This is a genomic window from Streptomyces sp. NPDC020747 (genome assembly GCF_044334695.1).
Taxonomy (GTDB): domain Bacteria; phylum Actinomycetota; class Actinomycetes; order Streptomycetales; family Streptomycetaceae; genus Streptomyces.
Window position 1 is genome coordinate 257,814 of record NZ_JBIRTJ010000012.1, and the last position, 18,081, is coordinate 275,894.

The following is an 18,081-nucleotide window of genomic DNA, read 5'->3' on the forward strand; positions in this document are numbered from 1 at the left end:
GGAGGCGTCATGCCCGAGACCGAACCGGGTCGTCCCGACTACGAGGCCATCGAACGGGTCAAGCAGGACGCGACGCCGCGGCTGCTCGCCGTTCCCGGCGTGACCGCCGTTGCGCTCGGCGCGAAGGTGGTCGCAGGCCGGCCGACCGACACACCCTCCATCAAGGTCTTCGTCCGCGACAAACGCCCGGCCACCGAGGTCCCGCCGGACGAACTGATCCCGCCGGACATCGACGGCGTGCCCACCGACGTGGAGACCGGCGGCGACCTGACCCCGCTGGCCGGCCCTGGCACCGGGGTGCTCAACGTGACCCGGTTGGACCCGGACTCCAAGACGTACCGACCGGTGATCGGCGGGGGGAAACTCACCACCGCGGGCAGCAGCGCTTCGGGCACGCTCGGTTGTCTGCTGTGGGACGCGGCCAACCATGACGTGGGTTACGCGCTCACCAACCAGCACGTGGCCCATGCTCCGGACATCCGGACCATGGAGAAGGACCGAACCGAGATCGGGCAGCCGGACGGCGAACACCTCAGCAAGAACTGCTGCAACGACATCATCGGCGTCTGGGCCGGTGGCGACAAGAACGCCGACCGCGACGAGGCGGTGGTCCGGTTGTCGCCGGGCATGAAGTGGAAGGCCGAGATCATCGGGATCGGGCGGGTGGCGGGCATGCACAAGCTCACCCCGGAGGAGGGCAACAGCAGGTCGTACCAGGTGCGCAAGTGGGGCGCCGTCACCGGGAAGACCGTCGGCTTCATCACCGGTTTCACCGCGACGACCCACGAGACCCAGAACCTGATCATCATCACTCCGCACCCGCACCCCGACGCCGGGCCTCGTGACACCACCTTCTTCGCCTACGACGGCGACTCGGGAAGCGTGCTGGTCAACGACGCGAACGAAGTGGTGGGGCTGCTCCACCACAAGGACGGCGGCGGACGCGGGTGGGCGACCCCGATCACCCGTGTGCTCGCCCGGCTCGCCGAGCACGAGAAACTCGACCTTCAGGTGGCCTTCTCGCCACCCGATGTCCCCATCCAGGTGCACACCGTGCCGGGTGGCTCCACGGTCGCGGTGCCGCGCGAGGTGGCCGAACAGGTCGCCGCCGATCCCGCGATGCGTGGCACGTTCCAGGGCAGCGGCGACCGGGCACCGCTCGGACGCCCGTGGTTCACCGACGTCCCGCCGCCCGCCGCCACTCTCGCCCACGTCCACGCCGACCTCGACCGGTCGTCGGCCGGCCGGCTCCTCGGCGCCCTGTGGGGGACCCATCGCGCGGAACTGACCAGGTTGGTGACCAGCAACCGGCGGGTCATGGTCGTGTGGCACCGCGGCGGTGGCGCGGCACTGGTCCAGTTGCTGCTGCGCATGCTCACCCATACGGACCGGACGCTGCCCGAGACGCTGAACGGCGAGCCTCTGATGACCTGCCTGGACCGTCTGCACAGCCAGTTGGCCCAGTACGCGTCACCTGCCCTGCGTACGGATCTGGACCGGGCGCGCGCTGTCCTGCCGGATCTGGCCGGGCTGTCCTACCGGGGGATCGTCGACGCACTCGCGGACGTCTCCCAGCGGAACGCCGACCAGCAAGGAGCTGATCAGTAATGCCTGATCAGGCCGGAAGTCTCGAACGCCTGGCCCTTCTGCTGGCCGAAGTACTGACCCAGGTCACCAACAAGTTCGGCGACAACGGAGTGCTGGACACCTTCGACCAGCTCGGGGTGCACTTTCCCGACGAGCTGCTGACCAACGCCACGATCACCACCGCCCGGCGGACGGTTTTCAACGCGGGCGCCGACCTCAAAGGGCTGACCGCGAAGCTGCTCACCGCGATCGACGGCGGGGACACCGACGGAGTCGTGGCGGCCTCGCTCGCGCTGGTCACCCAGTGCGGGCGGGTCACCGCGTCCTTCTCCCAACTGGCCGACGCGCTGGGCACGGCCGGGTCGACACTGCCCGGCGTCAGCAAGGTACAGATCGACGCGCTGGTGCAGGACCTGCCGCGCAGGATCACCGACCTGCTCCTCGCGGAGCTGGCGGAGGTGTCCGGGCCCGTGGCCGCGGCACTTGAGGTCCTGGGCGTCGTGGAGCGTGTGTTCAGCCCGGGCGACCCCGCCGATCCCACCCGGCCACCCCACGAGGCGGTCACCGTGCACCTGGACCGGTTGCTGCCCGCGATCACGGACCCGGTGCGGCAGTTGGGCCGCCTGTACGGGTGGGGTTCGGCGTCGTTCGACGCGGCCCGGCTGCTCACCGTCCTTGAGTCGGTCACGGCCCGGCTCGGCCTTCCCGTGGTCCTGGTCCCCGGGACCGCCACCACCCCGCCGGAGTTGCAGGTCTTCGCCGTCGACCTGGGACCGACCGCGGACGGCGCCGGGCTGAGGCTCGGCACGGTGCTGCCCGCCGAGGGCCAGGGCGGGTTCGACGTACCGCTCTCGCCGCCGACCTGGTCCGCGCATGTCGAGGCCACCGGCAGGGTGGTGGCCGAGAGCGCCGGCGAGATACGGCCACCGTTCGAGATCAGCATGACGCCGCCGCCCGGCGGAGCGGCCGAACTGACAGGATCGGTCGCCTTCAGTGTGCGGGCTCAACCCGCCGAGCCGTTCCTGTTGTTGGGCGCGGCGGACGGCAGCCGGCTCGACTTCGCCTCGGCGCGCGTGGACGGCGGCGTCAGGCTTCGGCTCGACCCGGTCACCGGGGAGGCCACCGCTACGCCGGAGGTCGTCGGCGAGATCACCGGTGGCCGGCTGGTCATAGACACCTCGGAGGCGGACGGCTTCGTCTCCACGGTCCTCGGCGACCAGCGGCTCCAGTCCGACTTCGGCGTCGGGTTCTCGTTCACCCCGGACACCGGGCTGCGCTTCCACGGCAGCGGCGGCCTGGAGATCCGGCTCCCGGTGCACGCCGCGCTCGGCCCCGTCGAGCTGCAGGCCGTGTATCTGCGGGTGGCGATCGCCGACGACGGGTCGGTCCCGGTCGAACTGTCCGCCGCGTTCTCCGCGGCACTGGGCCCGGTGCGGGCGAGCGTGGACCGGATCGGGGTACGGGCCGAACTGACCTTCCCCGACGGCGGCGGCAATCTCGGCCCGGCCGACCTGGCGTTCGGCTTCAAGCCACCGAGCGGTGTCGGCCTGGCGGTGGACGTCGGCGCGATCAGCGGCGGCGGTTTCCTCGACTTCCACCCCGACCGGGGTGAGTACTCGGGCACGCTGGAGCTGGAGTTCGCGGACTTCCTGGCGCTCAAGGCCGCCGGACTGATCACGACACGGCAGCCGGACGGCTCACGCGGCTTCTCGCTGCTGCTCGTGCTGACCGGCGAGTTCGGCAGCGGGATCCAGTTGGGGTACGGGTTCACCCTGCTCGCGGTCGGCGGTCTCGTCGGGCTGAACCGCGGGATGAATCTGCAGGCGCTGGTCGAGGGCGTACGTACCGGGTCCATCGAGTCCGTGGCGTTCCCGCGGGACGTGATCGCGAACGCGCCACGGATCCTGTCGGACCTCAACCGGTTCTTCCCGCCGGAGCAGGGCACGTTCCTCGTCGGCCCGATGGCGAAGATCGGCTGGGGCACGCCGACGCTGGTGAGCATCTCGCTGGGTGTGATCATCGAGATCCCCGGCAACATCGCCGTCCTCGGTGTGCTGCGGGCCGCGCTGCCCACCGCGGACCAGGCGCTGCTGGTCATCCAGGCCCAGTTCGTCGGCGCGCTGGAACTGGACAAGTCACGACTGTGGTTCTTCGCGCAGTTGTTTGAGTCGCGGATACTGACCATGACGGTCGACGGCGGCATGGGCGTACTGGTGGCCTGGGGCGACAACCCCGACCTGATCGTCACCGTCGGCGGGTTCCATCCGGCGTACCGGCCGCCGCCCCTGCCGTTCCCGATCCCGGACCGGCTGTCGGTGGACCTGCTGAACCGGCGCAACCAACTCATCCGGGTGAGCGGCTACTTCGCCATCACCAGCAACACCGTCCAATTCGGGGCCAAGGCCGAACTGAAGCTCGGCTTCAGCGCCTTCGGCGTCGAAGGCCATCTCGGCTTCGACGCGCTGTTCCAGTTCTCCCCGTTCCGGTTCGCCATCCACATCTCCGCCGACGTCACGCTGAAGGCGTTCGGGGTCGGCGCGTTCGGCATCGACCTGGACTTCCAGCTGGAGGGACCTGCGCCGTGGCGGGCGCACGGGCGAGGCTCGATCGGGTTCCTGTTCTTCTCGGTCTCCGCGAACTTCGACATCACCTGGGGCGAGGAGCGCGACACCACGCTGCCGCCGGTCGCGGTGCTGCCCCTGCTGGCGGCCGAGCTCCGCAAGACCGAGGGCTGGGAGACCCGGTTGCCCTCCGGCGGCAACCGGGCGCTGGTCACTCTCCGGCAACTGCCGGACACCGACGACCTGGTGCTGCACCCGCTCGGAACGCTGTTCGTCCGCCAGCGCGCGCTGCCGCTGAATGTCCGGCTGGACCGCATCGGCGGCCAACGGGCGAGCGACGGACGGCGGTTCAGCGTCGCACCGGTGCCGGACAGCGGGCTGGAGCGCGTGTCCGACACCGGCGACCGATTCGCGATGGCGCAGTTCCAGAACATGTCAGACGCGGCCAAGCTGTCCCGGCCGTCGTACGAGACACAGGACTCGGGCCTCGAACTGACCGCCACCTCCGGCACGTTGGCGTCGGCCCGGGTGGTGCGCCGCAGCGCCCGGTACGAGCTGCACATCATCGACAGCGGGACGGCCACCTCACCGGCGGCAGCGCAGCACCGGACCGCCGAGTCGCGCGCCACCGTCGCGGCCGGACCGAAGCGGTTCCACAGCGTCAGCGGTGCCGTGTTCGACGAGTTGCTGAGCGGCAGCAGCACCAGCCGCGCCGCGCTGTCCCGGCGACAGGCACGGCTGCGGCAGCCGTTCGCCACCACCGACACGGTCCGGGTGACCGAGCAGCGGTTCGTCGTCGCGTACGTCAAGAGCAACCGGCAGGCGTTCCCGCCCGGTTCGCTGGAGAGGCCGTCACGCGGCGCCGCGGCGACCTTCCGGAGCCTGACCACCGCGCGGGACGCGCTCGCCGACTTCGTCGAGGCCGATCCCGGGCTCACCGGCCGGCTGCACGTCATCCCGGCGTCGGAGGCCGCCGCGTCACCGGCCGTCCCCGGCACCTGGTCCGACGCCGGCCTGCTGCCGGTGCCCGCGTCCGAGGTGGACCTGATACCGCTGGCGAACGGCAGGATCCTGCTCGCCGGCGGGACCGGCCCGGCCGGTGCGCCGCTCGCCGCGACCGCGCAGTTCGATCCGACGGCCGACGCGTGGTCGCCCGGTCCGCCGCTCACCACGGGCCGGCGCCAACACACCACGACCGCGCTCGCCGACGGCCGGGTGCTCGCGCTCGGCGGGCGCACCGCCACGGCCCCGCTCGCCACCGCCGAGGTCTTCGATCCTGCCGCCGGGACCTGGACGCCGACACCCGTGTCGATGGGTACGGCCCGGTACGGGCACTCCGCGACCAGGCTGAAGGACGGACGGCTGCTGGTCGCGGGTGGCAGCGGTGTCCGGACCGGCCAGGAGGACGGGGCGCTCGCCTCCGCCGAGCTGTTCGACCCGGCCACCTCGACCTGGGCAACGGTCGCGCCGATGACCGACGCCAGGACCGGCCACCAGGCCGTACTGCTCGGTGACGGCCGGGTGTTGGTCGTCGGCGGGGCACTGCCCACCGGGCGCGGCCGGCAGAGCTCCCTCGCGTACTGCGAGCTGTACGACCCGACCACGCGCGGCTGGACGCCGACGGGCAGTCTCGCCCAGCCGCGCAAGGGTCATCAGGCGACGGCGCTGCCCGACGGCCGGGTGCTGGTCACCGGCGGCGATCCGGTGGTCGCTCGCGACGGCACCCTCGATCCGCACAGCCTGGTCGGCGCGGAGCTGTACGACCCCAAGACCGGGGTGTGGACCGCAGCGGCGAGCATGCCGGGCGGCGGCCGCAGCGGCCACCGGAATCTGTTGCTCCGGTCCGGGATCGTGCTGGCCATCGGCGGCACCGGCGCACCGGAACTCACGGCCGGCTACCGCTCCGTCGTCGGCTACAGCCCCAAGAAGGACACCTGGACCACGATCGGCGGCCTCGGCCTCGGCCGGTTCGCCCTCGGCGCGGTCGAACTGGCCGACGACCGGGTGCTGGTCGCCGGCGGTATGGCGGCGGCCGGAGCCGCTGCCGAGGGCCTCGACGCCGTCCAGCCCGCCGGCACCGGCGAGGTGCTCATCCCGTGACCAGGCCCGGCACCGACACGACCGCGACCCTGCCGAGGACGCTCGCCCCGCCGACCGTGGCCCCGGCCGCCTCGGCAGTACCGACCGACCGGACTACGACGGCCATCGTGACAACGGAGGACCCGACACCATGACCACTCCCACCGTGGCAGTCACCGGGGTATGGACGACCGCCGACGACCTGCCCACGCCCGCCGCCTGGTACGGGCAGCACGACGGTGCCGTACTGCTCGACGACGACAGCGTCCTGGTGACCGGCGGCGCGGACGCCGCCTCCGCGGCGCTGGACAAGACCTTCGTGTACGACCCGACGGCCGACGCCTGGCAGCCGGTCGACTCCCTCGGCACACCCCGGCAACTGCACACGATCACCCGGCTGGCCAACGGCAAGGTGCTCGTCGTCGGCGGGCTGAACGGCTCGTCGGCGTCCGGGACCGGCCTCAGGTCGGCCGAGCTGTACGACCCGCACACACACGCCTGGACCGCGACCGGCAGCCTGGCCACACCCCGCTGGGGCCACAGCGCCACGCTGCTGCCGGACGGCTCGGTTCTCGTCGCCGGGGGCAGCACCGTCCGCTCCGGCCGGACGACGACCGCGCTGCGCTCGGCGGAACGGTACGACCCGTCGAGCGGCAAGTGGTCTCCGGCCAAGGACATGACCGACGCCCGGACCGGGCACACCGCGGTGCCGCTGGACGGGGGTGTCGTCCTGGTGGTGGGCGGTGTCGCGCCGGTCGGCACCGCCGACGACCCCGCGCTCGCCTTCTGCGAGTTGTACGGCCCGGAGGACAAGTGGGTACCGACCGGCAGCCTGCTGCGGGCCCGCCGTCACCATCAGGCCACCCGCGTCTCCGACACCACCGTGCTGGTCACCGGCGGCACCGCGCCGGGATCGCCGGGCGCCGGTCCCTACGATCCGTTCAGTCAGCGGACCGCGGAGCGCTACGACCTGGCCGGCGGTGTCTGGACGGCGGTGACGGAGATGCCGTCCGGCCGGGCCTTCCACCGTGCGGTGCGCATCGGATCCGGGCAGGTGCTGGTGGCCGGCGGGGCGGCGAGCGACCGGGACGAGGCCGGGTACCGCAGCGCGGTGCTCCACACCACCGACCAGGACAACGCGGACGCCACTGACCAGGACAACGCCGACGTCTGGGCGCCTGCCGCGGGCCTGGCGGCCGGCCGGTGGGCGTTCGCCGCCGTCGCCCTGGCCGACGGCCGGGTGCTGGTCACCGGCGGCGCGGCCCGCTCCGGACTGGCCGCCGCCGACCCGGCCGTCACCGAACTCACCGCATCCACCGAGCTGTTCGCCACCGACGACGAGACGATCCCCGTGTCCGGGAGCGGTTCATGACCACGAACGCGTACTCCTTCCTGCCCTGGCTGCGGACCGGCATCGCCACCCGCATCACCGACGACCCGGGAACCGCCGAACGCGCCGGCGTCCCCGTCACTCTCAGGGTGACCGGGGACGCGCTCGACCGCGGCACGCTCGTCCAGGACGTGCCGCGGAAGGTCCAGCTGTACGGTCCTGGAGATGTCGTCGGGGTGGATCCGCGGGCGATATCGCGGACCGAGCCACGGCCGGGCGTCACCAACGTGGAGCCGAACTACCTGGCCCACATCGAGTTCTCCGACGAGGACTTTCTCTGGCGTTACAGCCCGGCGCCGTCCGGCAGCGGCACCAAGCGGCTGGCTCCCTGGCTGGCGCTGGTCGTACTCTCCGCCGGAGCCGGCCCGGGCGGTGGCGAGGCGGAGTTCGGCGAAGCCGCGGGCGACGGCCCGCTGCCGGCCATCACCGTGACCGACCCGGCCGGCACGCTGCCGCCCCCGGACCAGCTCGGCGCCTGGGCGCACGTCCACGTCAACGGATCGCTGGACGGCCCGGTCGCCTCGGACAGCACGGTCGCGGCACTCGCCGCGCTGGGTGAAGTACTGCGGACGAACGCGGACAACGCCTGCTCGCGGCTGATCTGCCCGCGCCGGCTGCGGCCGGACACCGCGTACGAGGCGTTCCTGGTACCGGCGTTCGAGACCGGACGGCTGGCGGGGCTCGGCCTGGACCCGGGGGTGTCGCCCGGCGCGCTGTACTCCAGCTGGGGACCGCCTTATCCGAACCGGCCCTCAGCAGGGCAGTTGCCCTACTACCACCGCTGGTCGTTCAGCACCGGGACGACCGGCGACTTCGAGTTCCTGGTCCGGCTGCTTCAGCCACAGCGGCCGGACCCCCGGGTCGGACGCCGCGACCTGGACGTACACCGGTCACCCGGCCTCGGCCTCCCGGGGATCGAGACGCCGCCGGAACTGGGCGGCGTACTGCCGCTGGGCGGCGCGCTGAAGGTGCCGGAGCTCCCCGGAGCGCCGGTGGACCCGGCGGAGAACTGGGACAACTTCCTCGACGTACCGCCACCGGTGCCGCCCTACCCGCACCCGTTCCAGCAGGCGCTGGCCGACCTGGTCAATCTGGCCGACGACTACCAGGACCGCACACCGTCGCAGGCCCACGCCGCCATCGCCCTGACCGGCCCGGCGGCGGTGCTCGCCGACGCCACGGCGACCGCGGTAGCCCCGAGGACGGACGGGGAGACTCCGGCAACCGACTGCGGGGCCGACCCGATCATCACCCCTCCGCTGTACGGGCGTTGGCACGCGCTCACCTCCCGGCTGCTCACCGACCGGGACGGCACACCGATACCGGCGCCGACGAATCACAACTGGGTTCACCGGCTCAACCTGGACCCGCGGTTCCGGGTCGCCGCGAACCTCGGCGCTCAGGTCGTCCGCGCACGCGAGGAAGAGCTGATGGCCGCCGCCTGGGCACAGATCGGCGACGTACTGGTGGCCAACGGCCGGATTCGCGCCGCTCAGCTCGCCCGGGAGGTCGGGCACGTGTTGCAGACCAGACACCTCGATCCGCCGCAGGGCGGCAGCCCGGCGGCGCTGGCGGCAGCCCCCGTGGCCTCGTCCGGGCGGTCCCTCACGCTGACCGCGCCGACCCACTCCCGGCTGACCAGCACCACGGCCGACGATCCCGACAGCCTCGCGGCCGGGCTGTCCGCGGACCTGGCTCCGAAGGTCGCGGTCGGGTTCCGGGTGGCGGCCAGCCAGGTCGCGGCCGCGCCGGTGTCGCCGGCGATGCGGCGGATCACCCGGCCCGGAGCGCGGTTGATGCGGTCCCTGCGGTTCCCCGAGGACCGGCCGCCGGCGGCGCTGCTGGCGCGGATGGACGCGGCGACCGACCCGGTCACCGCCGCCGTGGCCAAGGCGGCTCCGGGGGCGCTGGTCACGCCCGCGCGCCTGCGAGCCGTCCTGCACCCGGGCGGAGGCACCGGCGCCGACCCGGTCGGCGGCCTTCCCCGCAGCCCCGACTTCGTGCTCCGCACGCTCGACGACCCGGTCGCCCCGCACCCCGGCGCGACGGACAGCGCCGAGGCGACTCGCTTCAAGACCGCGCTGCGCGAACTGCACCAGGGGCTCGACACCGGCACGGCCGTCGGGCAGGGCGGCTTGCGGCGGCGGCTCGGCGTGGTCTCCGCCACCACCGCGGTACTCGCCGGTCTGCGCGCCGACGAGACCGTGCCGAAGACGCTGCTCGGCTCGGTCAGCCTGCCCGAGCGGCTGCGGCCGTTCGCAGCCGAGTTCACCGAGGCGATGGCCTACCCGGTCTTCGATCTGCCGACGTACCAGCCGCTGCTCGACCTCTCGGTCGACGCCCTGGTGCCGAACCTGAACCTGCTCCCGGCGAACTCCATCACCCTGCTGGCGAACAACCGGGAGTTCATCGAGTCCTATCTGGTCGGGCTCAACCACGAGATGGCCCGCGAGCTGCTCTGGCGGGAGTACCCGACCGACCAACGGGGCACGCCGTTCCGGCAGTTCTGGGATCCGGCGGCCACGCTGCCCACGCGGGGCGAGAGCGCGGAGCAGCGGCGCGAGCGGGGCTACGACGTGCCGCCCATCCACCGCTGGTCGCCGGGAACACGGCTCGGCGACAACGACAACCGGCAGACCGGCGGCCCGCCCCAGAGCGGCCCGCGCCCGGACGACCTGGTCCTCGTCATCCGCGGCGAGCTGCTGAAGAAGTACCCGACGGCGGCGATCTACACGCACAAGGCGCAGTGGCCACCCGGCTCCGACGGGCGGCCGGACCCCACCCAGCAGCGGGAGTTGGTCGAACTGGCGCAGGACGGACCGCCGTCGCCGGAGCAGATCCTGCTGCCCCTGTACGAGGCGAAGGTCGAGCCGGACATCTATCTGCTCGGGTTCGATCTGGACGCCGCGCGGGCCCTCGGCCACGCACCGGACGACGCCGGCTGGTTCTTCGTACTCAAGGAACGTCCCGGCGACCCGCGGTTCGGCGTCGACGACGGACCGCCGACCCATGTCGAGGTCTGGAACGACCTCACCTGGGACGACGTCGACCCGCACCGGCGGGGATTCCTGGAGCTGGACCCGGACGTCACCGTCGCGCTGGCGAACTTCGACGGGTCCGAGGACGACCCGGAGAAGCAGGAACAGCGCGCCGAGGACGAGAACCTGCCGCTCTGGTTCGCGGGCCTCGGCTCCGCCGACCTGGCGTACATCCTCTTCCAGGTTCCGGTCCTGGTGGCCGTACACGCACAGGAGATGTTGCCGCGATGACCGCCCAGCTCAGTGACGACTTCCCGGTGCTGCTCGGCCCGGTCCGGATCGAGACCCGGTTCACCGCGACCGAGCTGCTCGTCAGGGTGTTCCCGGACGAGTGGCAGGTCGACAAGTTCGAATCTCGGCCCACCGAGGCCGAGGTGTCCTCGCTGGACGCGTACTGGTCCGCCCGCTGGGCCGCCGGCGGGCGGTCGGACGCCCTCCAGGCCGCCTGGCAGGAACTCGTCGGGCGGGTCCCGGCGGGCAGGGCGGCCTGGCTGCTCAACACCCGTACACCAGCCAACCCCGCCGAGGAACCGGCCGGGGTGACGGCCGACACCACCGTGCTGGTCGTCCGCAGCACGGCGGCTCCGACGCCCGGCGACCGGCAGGCGGCGATCACGTACTGGACCGCGGTCTGGCGGGCGCACGGAGACCGAAGCCGGCTGCGGCAGGCGAACGACGCGCTGCTCGCCGCCGTGAACACCGACCGGGCCAAGGCCATCCGGGGCCGCCGCCCGTCCGGGATGGACGCCGCCGTGGTGAACCGGAGCGACGCGGTCACGGTCGCCTTCCTGGTGCTGCCGCCACCCGCCGCCGCCACCCTGGCGCCCGAGTCGTGGACGCAGGCGGCCCGGGCCCGGCTGCTGCCCGACCGCTTCCGGGTACTGGGCTATGTCGGCGGTGAGCAGGTGCTGTCGGCGATCGGCGCCACGGTGCCGGCCACCCTGCCGGTGAGCCCGGATCCGAGCGCCACCGACAAGATCAGCATCAACGAGCAGACCGGGGCCCTGCACGTACCGGACGAGTTGCGCTGGCTGACCGACTTCGACCGGGCCGTCGCGGTCGGCATGGGGCTGCGGATCCCGCTGAACGACCGCACCCGCAACGGGCTGGACCGGCTGATCGTGCTCGGTCTGCGCGAGCAGTCCACTCCCCAGCAGACCGGCACCGACCTGGCCGCGCTGATCACCCGGCAGCTGCGCGGCCCGGACGGGTTCGGTCTGCTGCCGCAGGGCACGCCCACGAACAACTCGGAGGAGACACCGGCCGGGCAGGACGCCGAGGAGGAGGCCGACGCGGCGCTGCGCAGCACGGACACGGCGGCCTTCGCCGCGGCCACCGGTGACTGGACCACCTATACCGACGGACAGCGGTTCGCCGAGTTGCTCGGCCTCGACCCGGGCGTACTGGCCGGGATGCCCAACGCGGACGGCACCGACCAGCGAGACGCCCGCGCCGCGAACACCGCGCTGTGGCCCGCCACTTGGGGCTATTTCCTGCAGACCGCGCTGCGTCCCGTCCTCGGCCCGGCCGCCGTCGAGGCGACCCGGGACTTCTTCCTCCGCTACGTCTCCGGCCGCGGCCCGCTGCCGGCCGTGAAGATCGGGCGGCAGCCGTACGGGATCCTGCCGACGACCGCGTTCTCCCGGCTCGCCTATCCGGCCGCAGCGACGCACCGCCGGGCGCTGCACCGGGTGCTGACCGCCGCCGGTCAGGACTGGAGTGCGGCGGCGGAGCAGATTCCGCGTCTGGGCGCCCCCGTGGGCGACGGGCAACCTCCGCCGGATCCGCACCAGTTGCTGCTGGACGTCCTCGCCCTGCACCCCACGTCGGCCGAGTACCACCAGCGGTACGCGCAGAGCGTCGAGGACCTGTTCAACCGGGAGAACCTGGGCGGCCTCGGCGGGACCGTGCTGCCCGCGCTGGACCGGCTGAATCTGCCCAGCCCGGTGCGGGCGCTGCTCGACCGCTTCGGCGCCGCCACCGGACCGGGACGGGACCCGGACCTGCTGCGGCGGCTGTTCACGGACTTCCAGCAGCCGTTGCTGGCGCCGCTGGTCGACGACCGACCGCTGTCGGAGACCGAACCGGTCCGGGACTACACCCCGGACGAGCGGAACTATCTGCGGTGGCTGGCCGACGCGGCCGGCACCGACCTGCACACGGTCCGGCTGGAGCTGGGCTTCACCGGTGACGTACGGCCGGCCGCACTGCTGTATCTGCTGCTGCGCCACGCCGTGCTGCTCGGCTGGGCGGACACCGCGCGCGGGCTCGTCGCCGCGGCGGGCGCTGCCGGTCCGGCCGATCTGTCCACCGCGGACCCGGCGTTCATCCACGTCCGTATCCCGGCGCCCGGCCAGGTGCTGGAGAGCGAGAGCCGGTTCCGGCTGCTGTACTCCCCCGCCCCGGCCGTCACCGGGAACCCCGAGCAACTGCTGGTCGACTTCATCCCGGCGCTCCTCGACCAGAACGGGACCGGAGGCGGCCCGGCCACGGCCGCGCTCGCCGAGCAGGTCGAGGCCCTGGAACAGTTGGCCGGCCTGCCGACGGCCCGGCTGGAACGGGTGCTGGCCGAGCACCTCGACCTGGCCACCTACCGGCTCGACGCCTGGCGGCTGGGCCAGGCCACCGAGCGGCTGGCCGAGCTGCGGTTCGGCACCGGCGGCACCGGGACCGCCCGGCCGGGCCTGCATCTGGGCGCGTACGGCTGGCTGGAGGACGTCCGGCCGAGCACGGCCACACTCACCCCGGTCACGCTGACCGGCCCGCTCGCGACGGTCTTCGCCGGCAACTCTCCGCTGCTGCACGATCCCGGCAACGAGGGCTTCGTACACGCCCCGTCGCCCGGTCACGCCCGGACCGCGGCCGTGCTGCGCGCCGGGTACGCCGCCAACCGCACGCCCGACAACCCGGGCGCGTTCGCGGTGAACCTCAGCTCGGAGCGGGTCCGGGGCGCGCTGACCATCCTGGACGGGCTGCGGCAGGGCCAGTCGCTCGGCGCGCTGCTCGGCTACCGGTTCGAGCGGGGCCTGCACGACCGGCACGGCCAGGCCGAGGTGGACCGGTTCATCTCTGCGCTGCGCCTGCGGTTTCCGCTGCTGGCCGGGAAGATCGCGCAGACCGCGGCCGATCCGCAGGCCGGGCCGGACGACATCGGGCAGGTCGAGGCGCGCAACGTGATCGACGGGCTCGCCCTGGTCAGGCACCTGACCCGCGAGGACGTGTCGCAGATCTACCCGTTCGACATCGCCGGGCTGCCTCCCGCCGACTCGGGGCAGATCGATGCTCTGACCGACGAGGCGGCCCTGCTGCTCGACGACAACGACGCGGTCGCCGACCTCGCCGTCGCCGAGTCCGCCCACCAGGCCCTCGCCGGCAACGTCGAGCGCGCCTCGGCCACGCTGGACGCGTACGCCAAGGAGGGGCTGCCGCCCGAGCCCGCCGTCGTCGAGACCCCGCGCAGCGGGACCACGCTGACCCACCGGTTCGGCCTGCGGTTGCGGGCGGGACGGCACCCGGACCACGGGGACCCGCCGCGGGCGCAGGCCGAACCGGCTGTCGACGACTGGCTGTCGGACCTGCTCCCGTCGCCGCGGTCCGTGTCCGCGCGGGTCACCTGGACCGATCCGGTCGGCGGCGACGTCCGCCACCGGGATGTCACCCAGGACGACCTCGACCTGGCGCCGATCGACCTGCTGTGGGCGGTGCGGTCGGCCGGGGACGCCGCGATGACCGACCTGGACGACCGGATCATCGGCGCCGTCGTCGATGACGATGACGACGACGGACCGCGTCCGGACCGCGAGTTGACCATCCGTTACACCGAGCGGATCAAGGACAAGATCACTTTCTTCGAGCTGTCCCCTCTGGTCGCCGCGCTCCGGACGCTGCTCACGACGGGCCGGCCACTGCGCCCGACCGACCTGGTGCCGGCCGCCGGCACCGCCCCGGTGGACCGGACCGCCGACGAGGCAGTGTCCCTGCCCCGGGAGCGGCCGGCCGCCGTCCGCTCCTCACTGGCGGACCTGGCGGAGGAGGTGGACGACTACCTGAAGGACCTGCGGCGGCTCTACCCCGCCGCGCCCGCGCCACCTCGCCGGGGTGACGTGCTGGACCGCATCGACACGCTCCTCGGCCGGTACGCCGGGCTGGTCTCCACCGCGGCGGGCTTCGGCATGGTCCGCAGCGGCTGGGGCGAACTGACCGCCTGGCGCCGCGGCGTCTACTCGGACGTACTCAGGGCCGTGGCGGTCACCGCGAACCGGTTGGCGAAGGCGCTCGCCGACGCCGACACGATCCTGGCGCAGTACGACGCACTGCCCCGGTCCACCCCGAACGCCGAGCGGTACCGGATACTGCGGCAGGCGGAGCGGCTGCTGACCACCACACCGGTCGCTGTGCCGCCGGAACCGCCGTCCAGGTTCCTGTCGGACCTGCAGTCCAAGCGGCGCGGCTTCGCACGTCGTCTGGAAAGCCTGCGGAAACAGGCTCAGACGAAGGAGAGGTCGCTCAGCGGCCTGCTCGACGAGGTCTCCCGCCTGCTGCCGCTGACCGACATCGACCCGGTCGGCCTGGATCTGACCGACACCCAGGACCGGGTGGTCGCGTTCGGCCGGGAGCTGCTGGACCGTGCCGGTGCGCTCCGGGGCGAGATCACCGGCCGACTGGCCGCCGGCGCCACCGCGCTGGCCGACTACGACAAGGCCGCCCCCGGGCCGGACCAGGTCCGGTCCGGGACCGAGGCGCTGCGCGCGATGCTCGGCACCGACGTCCTCGTCGTGCCCGAGTACACGCCCTCCGCCGCTCTCGCCTCCGACCTGCGCAGGGCCTTCGGTGACCGCGAGGCACTGGTCCGGCACCTGACCCGGCCGCCGGTGGCACGGGACTTCCCGGTCGACGACTGGCTGCACGGGATCGCCCGGGTGCGCGACATGCCCCGGCTGTGGGAGCGCGCCGTGCTGCTCGCCGACGCACTCCGGGGCCGCGACGGCCTGCTCGACGGCGGACCCGACGGTGACGATCCGCAACTGGTGCCCGTCCAGCTGCCGTACCGCTCCGACGACCGCTGGCTGGGCATGGAGTTCGCCACGGGAACCACGATCACCGAGGACCGGCTGCTGTTCACCGCGCACTACGCGGACCAGCCGTCGTCGGGGAACGACCCGCAGTGCGGTGTGCTGTTCGACGAGTGGACCGAGGTGATCCCGGCGGACCGCGAGACCACCGGGATCGCGGTGCACGCCGACAGCCCGGACTCCGAACCGCCGCAGGCGATGCTCCTGGTCAGCCCGCCCGTACGGACCGGCACCTGGAACGTCGACGACCTGCTGGCCGCGGTCAACGAGACCTTCGACCTGGCACGGACCCGGCTCGTGGAACCGCACCAGCTGGACGGCAGCGGGTACGCGCAACTGCTGCCGGCGACGCTGATGTCGGCGACCCGGCAGCCGATCACGATCAGCACCGATCTCGCTGTCGCCAACGAGCGCTGGAAGGCAGACCATGACTGAGACCCGCATCCAGGATCTTCCCGGCGCGATGAACCGCCGCGACCATCCGACGGTCGGGGTGTGGAACCGGCTGGAGGGCCGCCCTCGCACCACCGACTTCGGCCGCGCGCTGCGGGTGGAGGTGCGCGACCCGCTGTGGATGCTGGCCCGGCAGTGGCAGCTCGGCGAGTTCCGCGGCACGGACGGCGGGTCGCCGGTGACAGCGACGTACTCGGTCACCGCGAGCCCACCGGGACGGTTCCGGTCCGACACCGGCCAGGACGGGGTGCCTGGGCCGGCCGGGCCGCTGCCGCCCGACCGGCCGTTGGAGGCGGTCGCGGAGCGGCGGCCGCTGCCGTTCACTTTCGGCACCGAGCCGGTCTCGTTCGACCTCCGGCTGGCCCTGGGCCGACGCTGGCTGAAACTGCTGGCCCGGTCGTCCGAGCTGCGGTCGCGGCGTTTCGGCGAGCGGTACGTCGCGCTGTACCCGATAGCGCTGCCCGACCCCGCGGATCCGGCGCACGCCGCACGCGTCGCGCATCCCGAGGTGTGGGCCGCCATGCAGGCGGTGGCCGGCCGACGGCTGGACGGGTACCTGCTCTACCTGCATCTGAAGGCCGGCGGTCGCGCGTCCGACGGCGTCGACGCGCGCGGGCAGCGCGACGAGTTGAACGCGCTCGGCCCCCGGCTGACCGGCTGGTTCGACGACCTCATCGACCAGCCTTCCGGTGCCACCCCGCAACGGCCGGAGGGCGACGCGACCTGGGACCCGCGACGGCTGGAGCACCGCTTCTCGGTGTCCGCCGCCGCGCCGGCCGGGGGCGAGCGGGTGCTCACCGCTCCGGAGTACCCCGGCGGCGAGCTGGACTGGCACGCGTTCTCGGTCACCCCCGACGCCACCCTCGGCGGCACGGCCCCGGCGCCCGCGCCGATCAACCGCACGGTCTTCCCCTCCCCGGTCCGCTTCTCCGGCATGCCCCTGCCCCGGTGGTGGGCGGTGGAGGACGGGCGTACGAACTTCGCGGCGGTCACCCCGGACAGCACCGACCTGGCCCGGCTGATCTTCCTGGAGTTCGCTCTCGTCTACAGCAACGACTGGTACCAGCTCCCGTGCGACCTCCCGGCCGGCACCCTCGCCTCGATCCAGGGCCTAGCGGTGACCGACGTCTTCGGACACCGCCGCTGGATCACCCCCGCCGACGGCGGCGGCGACGGGCAGAAGCGGCAGCACTGGTCGATGTACACCCTCAACTCCCTGGACACGTTGGACTCCCGCGGTTCCCTCGGTGACGAACCGGCCGACAACGCCGGCCTGTTGCTGCCGCCCGGTACGCCGAAGGTCGCGACCGGCCCGGCGCTGGAGGACGTCGTGCTGGTCCGCGACGAGAGCGCGAACCTGGTCTGGGGAATCGAGCAGACGGTACGCGCCGCCACCGGCGAGGGCCGAAGCGGTGACGAGGCGGCGGCCGAGATGCTGGCCCTCCGCCGTCGGCTGCGTCCGCCAGACGACCCGGACGAACCCCACGCGCCCGTCGCGTACCAGGTGATGAGTTCCGTCCCGGAGAACTGGATCCCCTTCATCCCGGTGCACGTCCCGGGTGACAACCGCGCCGTCCAGTTGCAGCGCGCCGCCATGCCGAGCGAGGTCGACGCCACGGCGGTCCGCCCACGCACGGCTTTGCTCCGGGAGGGCTTGGACACCTGTCGGCCGTACTTCGTCAACGAGGAGGAGGTACCGCGCGCCGGCACCCGTCTCACCGTCGCCTACAACCGGACCCGGACCAGGACCGGCCGCGTGGTGCTCTGGCTCAGCGTCCACCGAACCGCCGGCCGCGGCGAACGCTCCAGCGGCCTGTCCTTCGACCTCCTCGCCACCCCCGCCGAACCGGGCACCTGACCGACCGGACCACAGTCTTCGGCCCGTGGCTTACGGGGCTGGT

6 protein-coding genes are annotated in these 18,081 nt (G+C 73.0%); all 6 read left to right on the forward strand.

What is annotated here, in order from left to right; genetic code table 11:
• Positions 1-9 precede the first annotated feature (9 nt).
• The 6 genes from ACH4YP_RS30015 (at position 10) to ACH4YP_RS30040 (ending at position 18,038) form a co-directional block, all read left to right on the forward strand.
• Positions 10-1,608, forward strand: a complete 1,599-nt coding sequence (locus ACH4YP_RS30015) for a hypothetical protein (protein WP_361050384.1) — start codon at positions 10-12, stop codon at positions 1,606-1,608.
• Positions 1,608-6,248 (forward strand): DUF6603 domain-containing protein, encoded by a 4,641-nt coding sequence (locus ACH4YP_RS30020; RefSeq protein WP_398493690.1) that lies wholly within the window; start codon positions 1,608-1,610, stop codon positions 6,246-6,248. Before ACH4YP_RS30015 ends, ACH4YP_RS30020 begins: the two co-directional genes overlap by 1 nt.
• Before the next feature lie 130 nt (positions 6,249-6,378).
• Positions 6,379-7,599, forward strand: a complete 1,221-nt coding sequence (locus ACH4YP_RS30025) for a Kelch repeat-containing protein (RefSeq protein WP_398493692.1) — start codon at positions 6,379-6,381, stop codon at positions 7,597-7,599.
• Positions 7,596-10,886, forward strand: a complete 3,291-nt coding sequence (locus ACH4YP_RS30030; RefSeq protein ID WP_398493694.1) for a hypothetical protein — start codon at positions 7,596-7,598, stop codon at positions 10,884-10,886. Before ACH4YP_RS30025 ends, ACH4YP_RS30030 begins: the two co-directional genes overlap by 4 nt.
• Positions 10,883-16,162, forward strand: coding sequence for a hypothetical protein (locus ACH4YP_RS30035; protein WP_398493695.1), 5,280 nt, complete (start codon positions 10,883-10,885; stop codon positions 16,160-16,162). The genes ACH4YP_RS30030 and ACH4YP_RS30035 overlap by 4 nt, the downstream gene beginning before the upstream one ends.
• Positions 16,155-18,038, forward strand: coding sequence for a hypothetical protein (locus tag ACH4YP_RS30040; protein ID WP_398493697.1), 1,884 nt, complete (start codon positions 16,155-16,157; stop codon positions 18,036-18,038). Before ACH4YP_RS30035 ends, ACH4YP_RS30040 begins: the two co-directional genes overlap by 8 nt.
• Positions 18,039-18,081 lie beyond the last annotated feature (43 nt).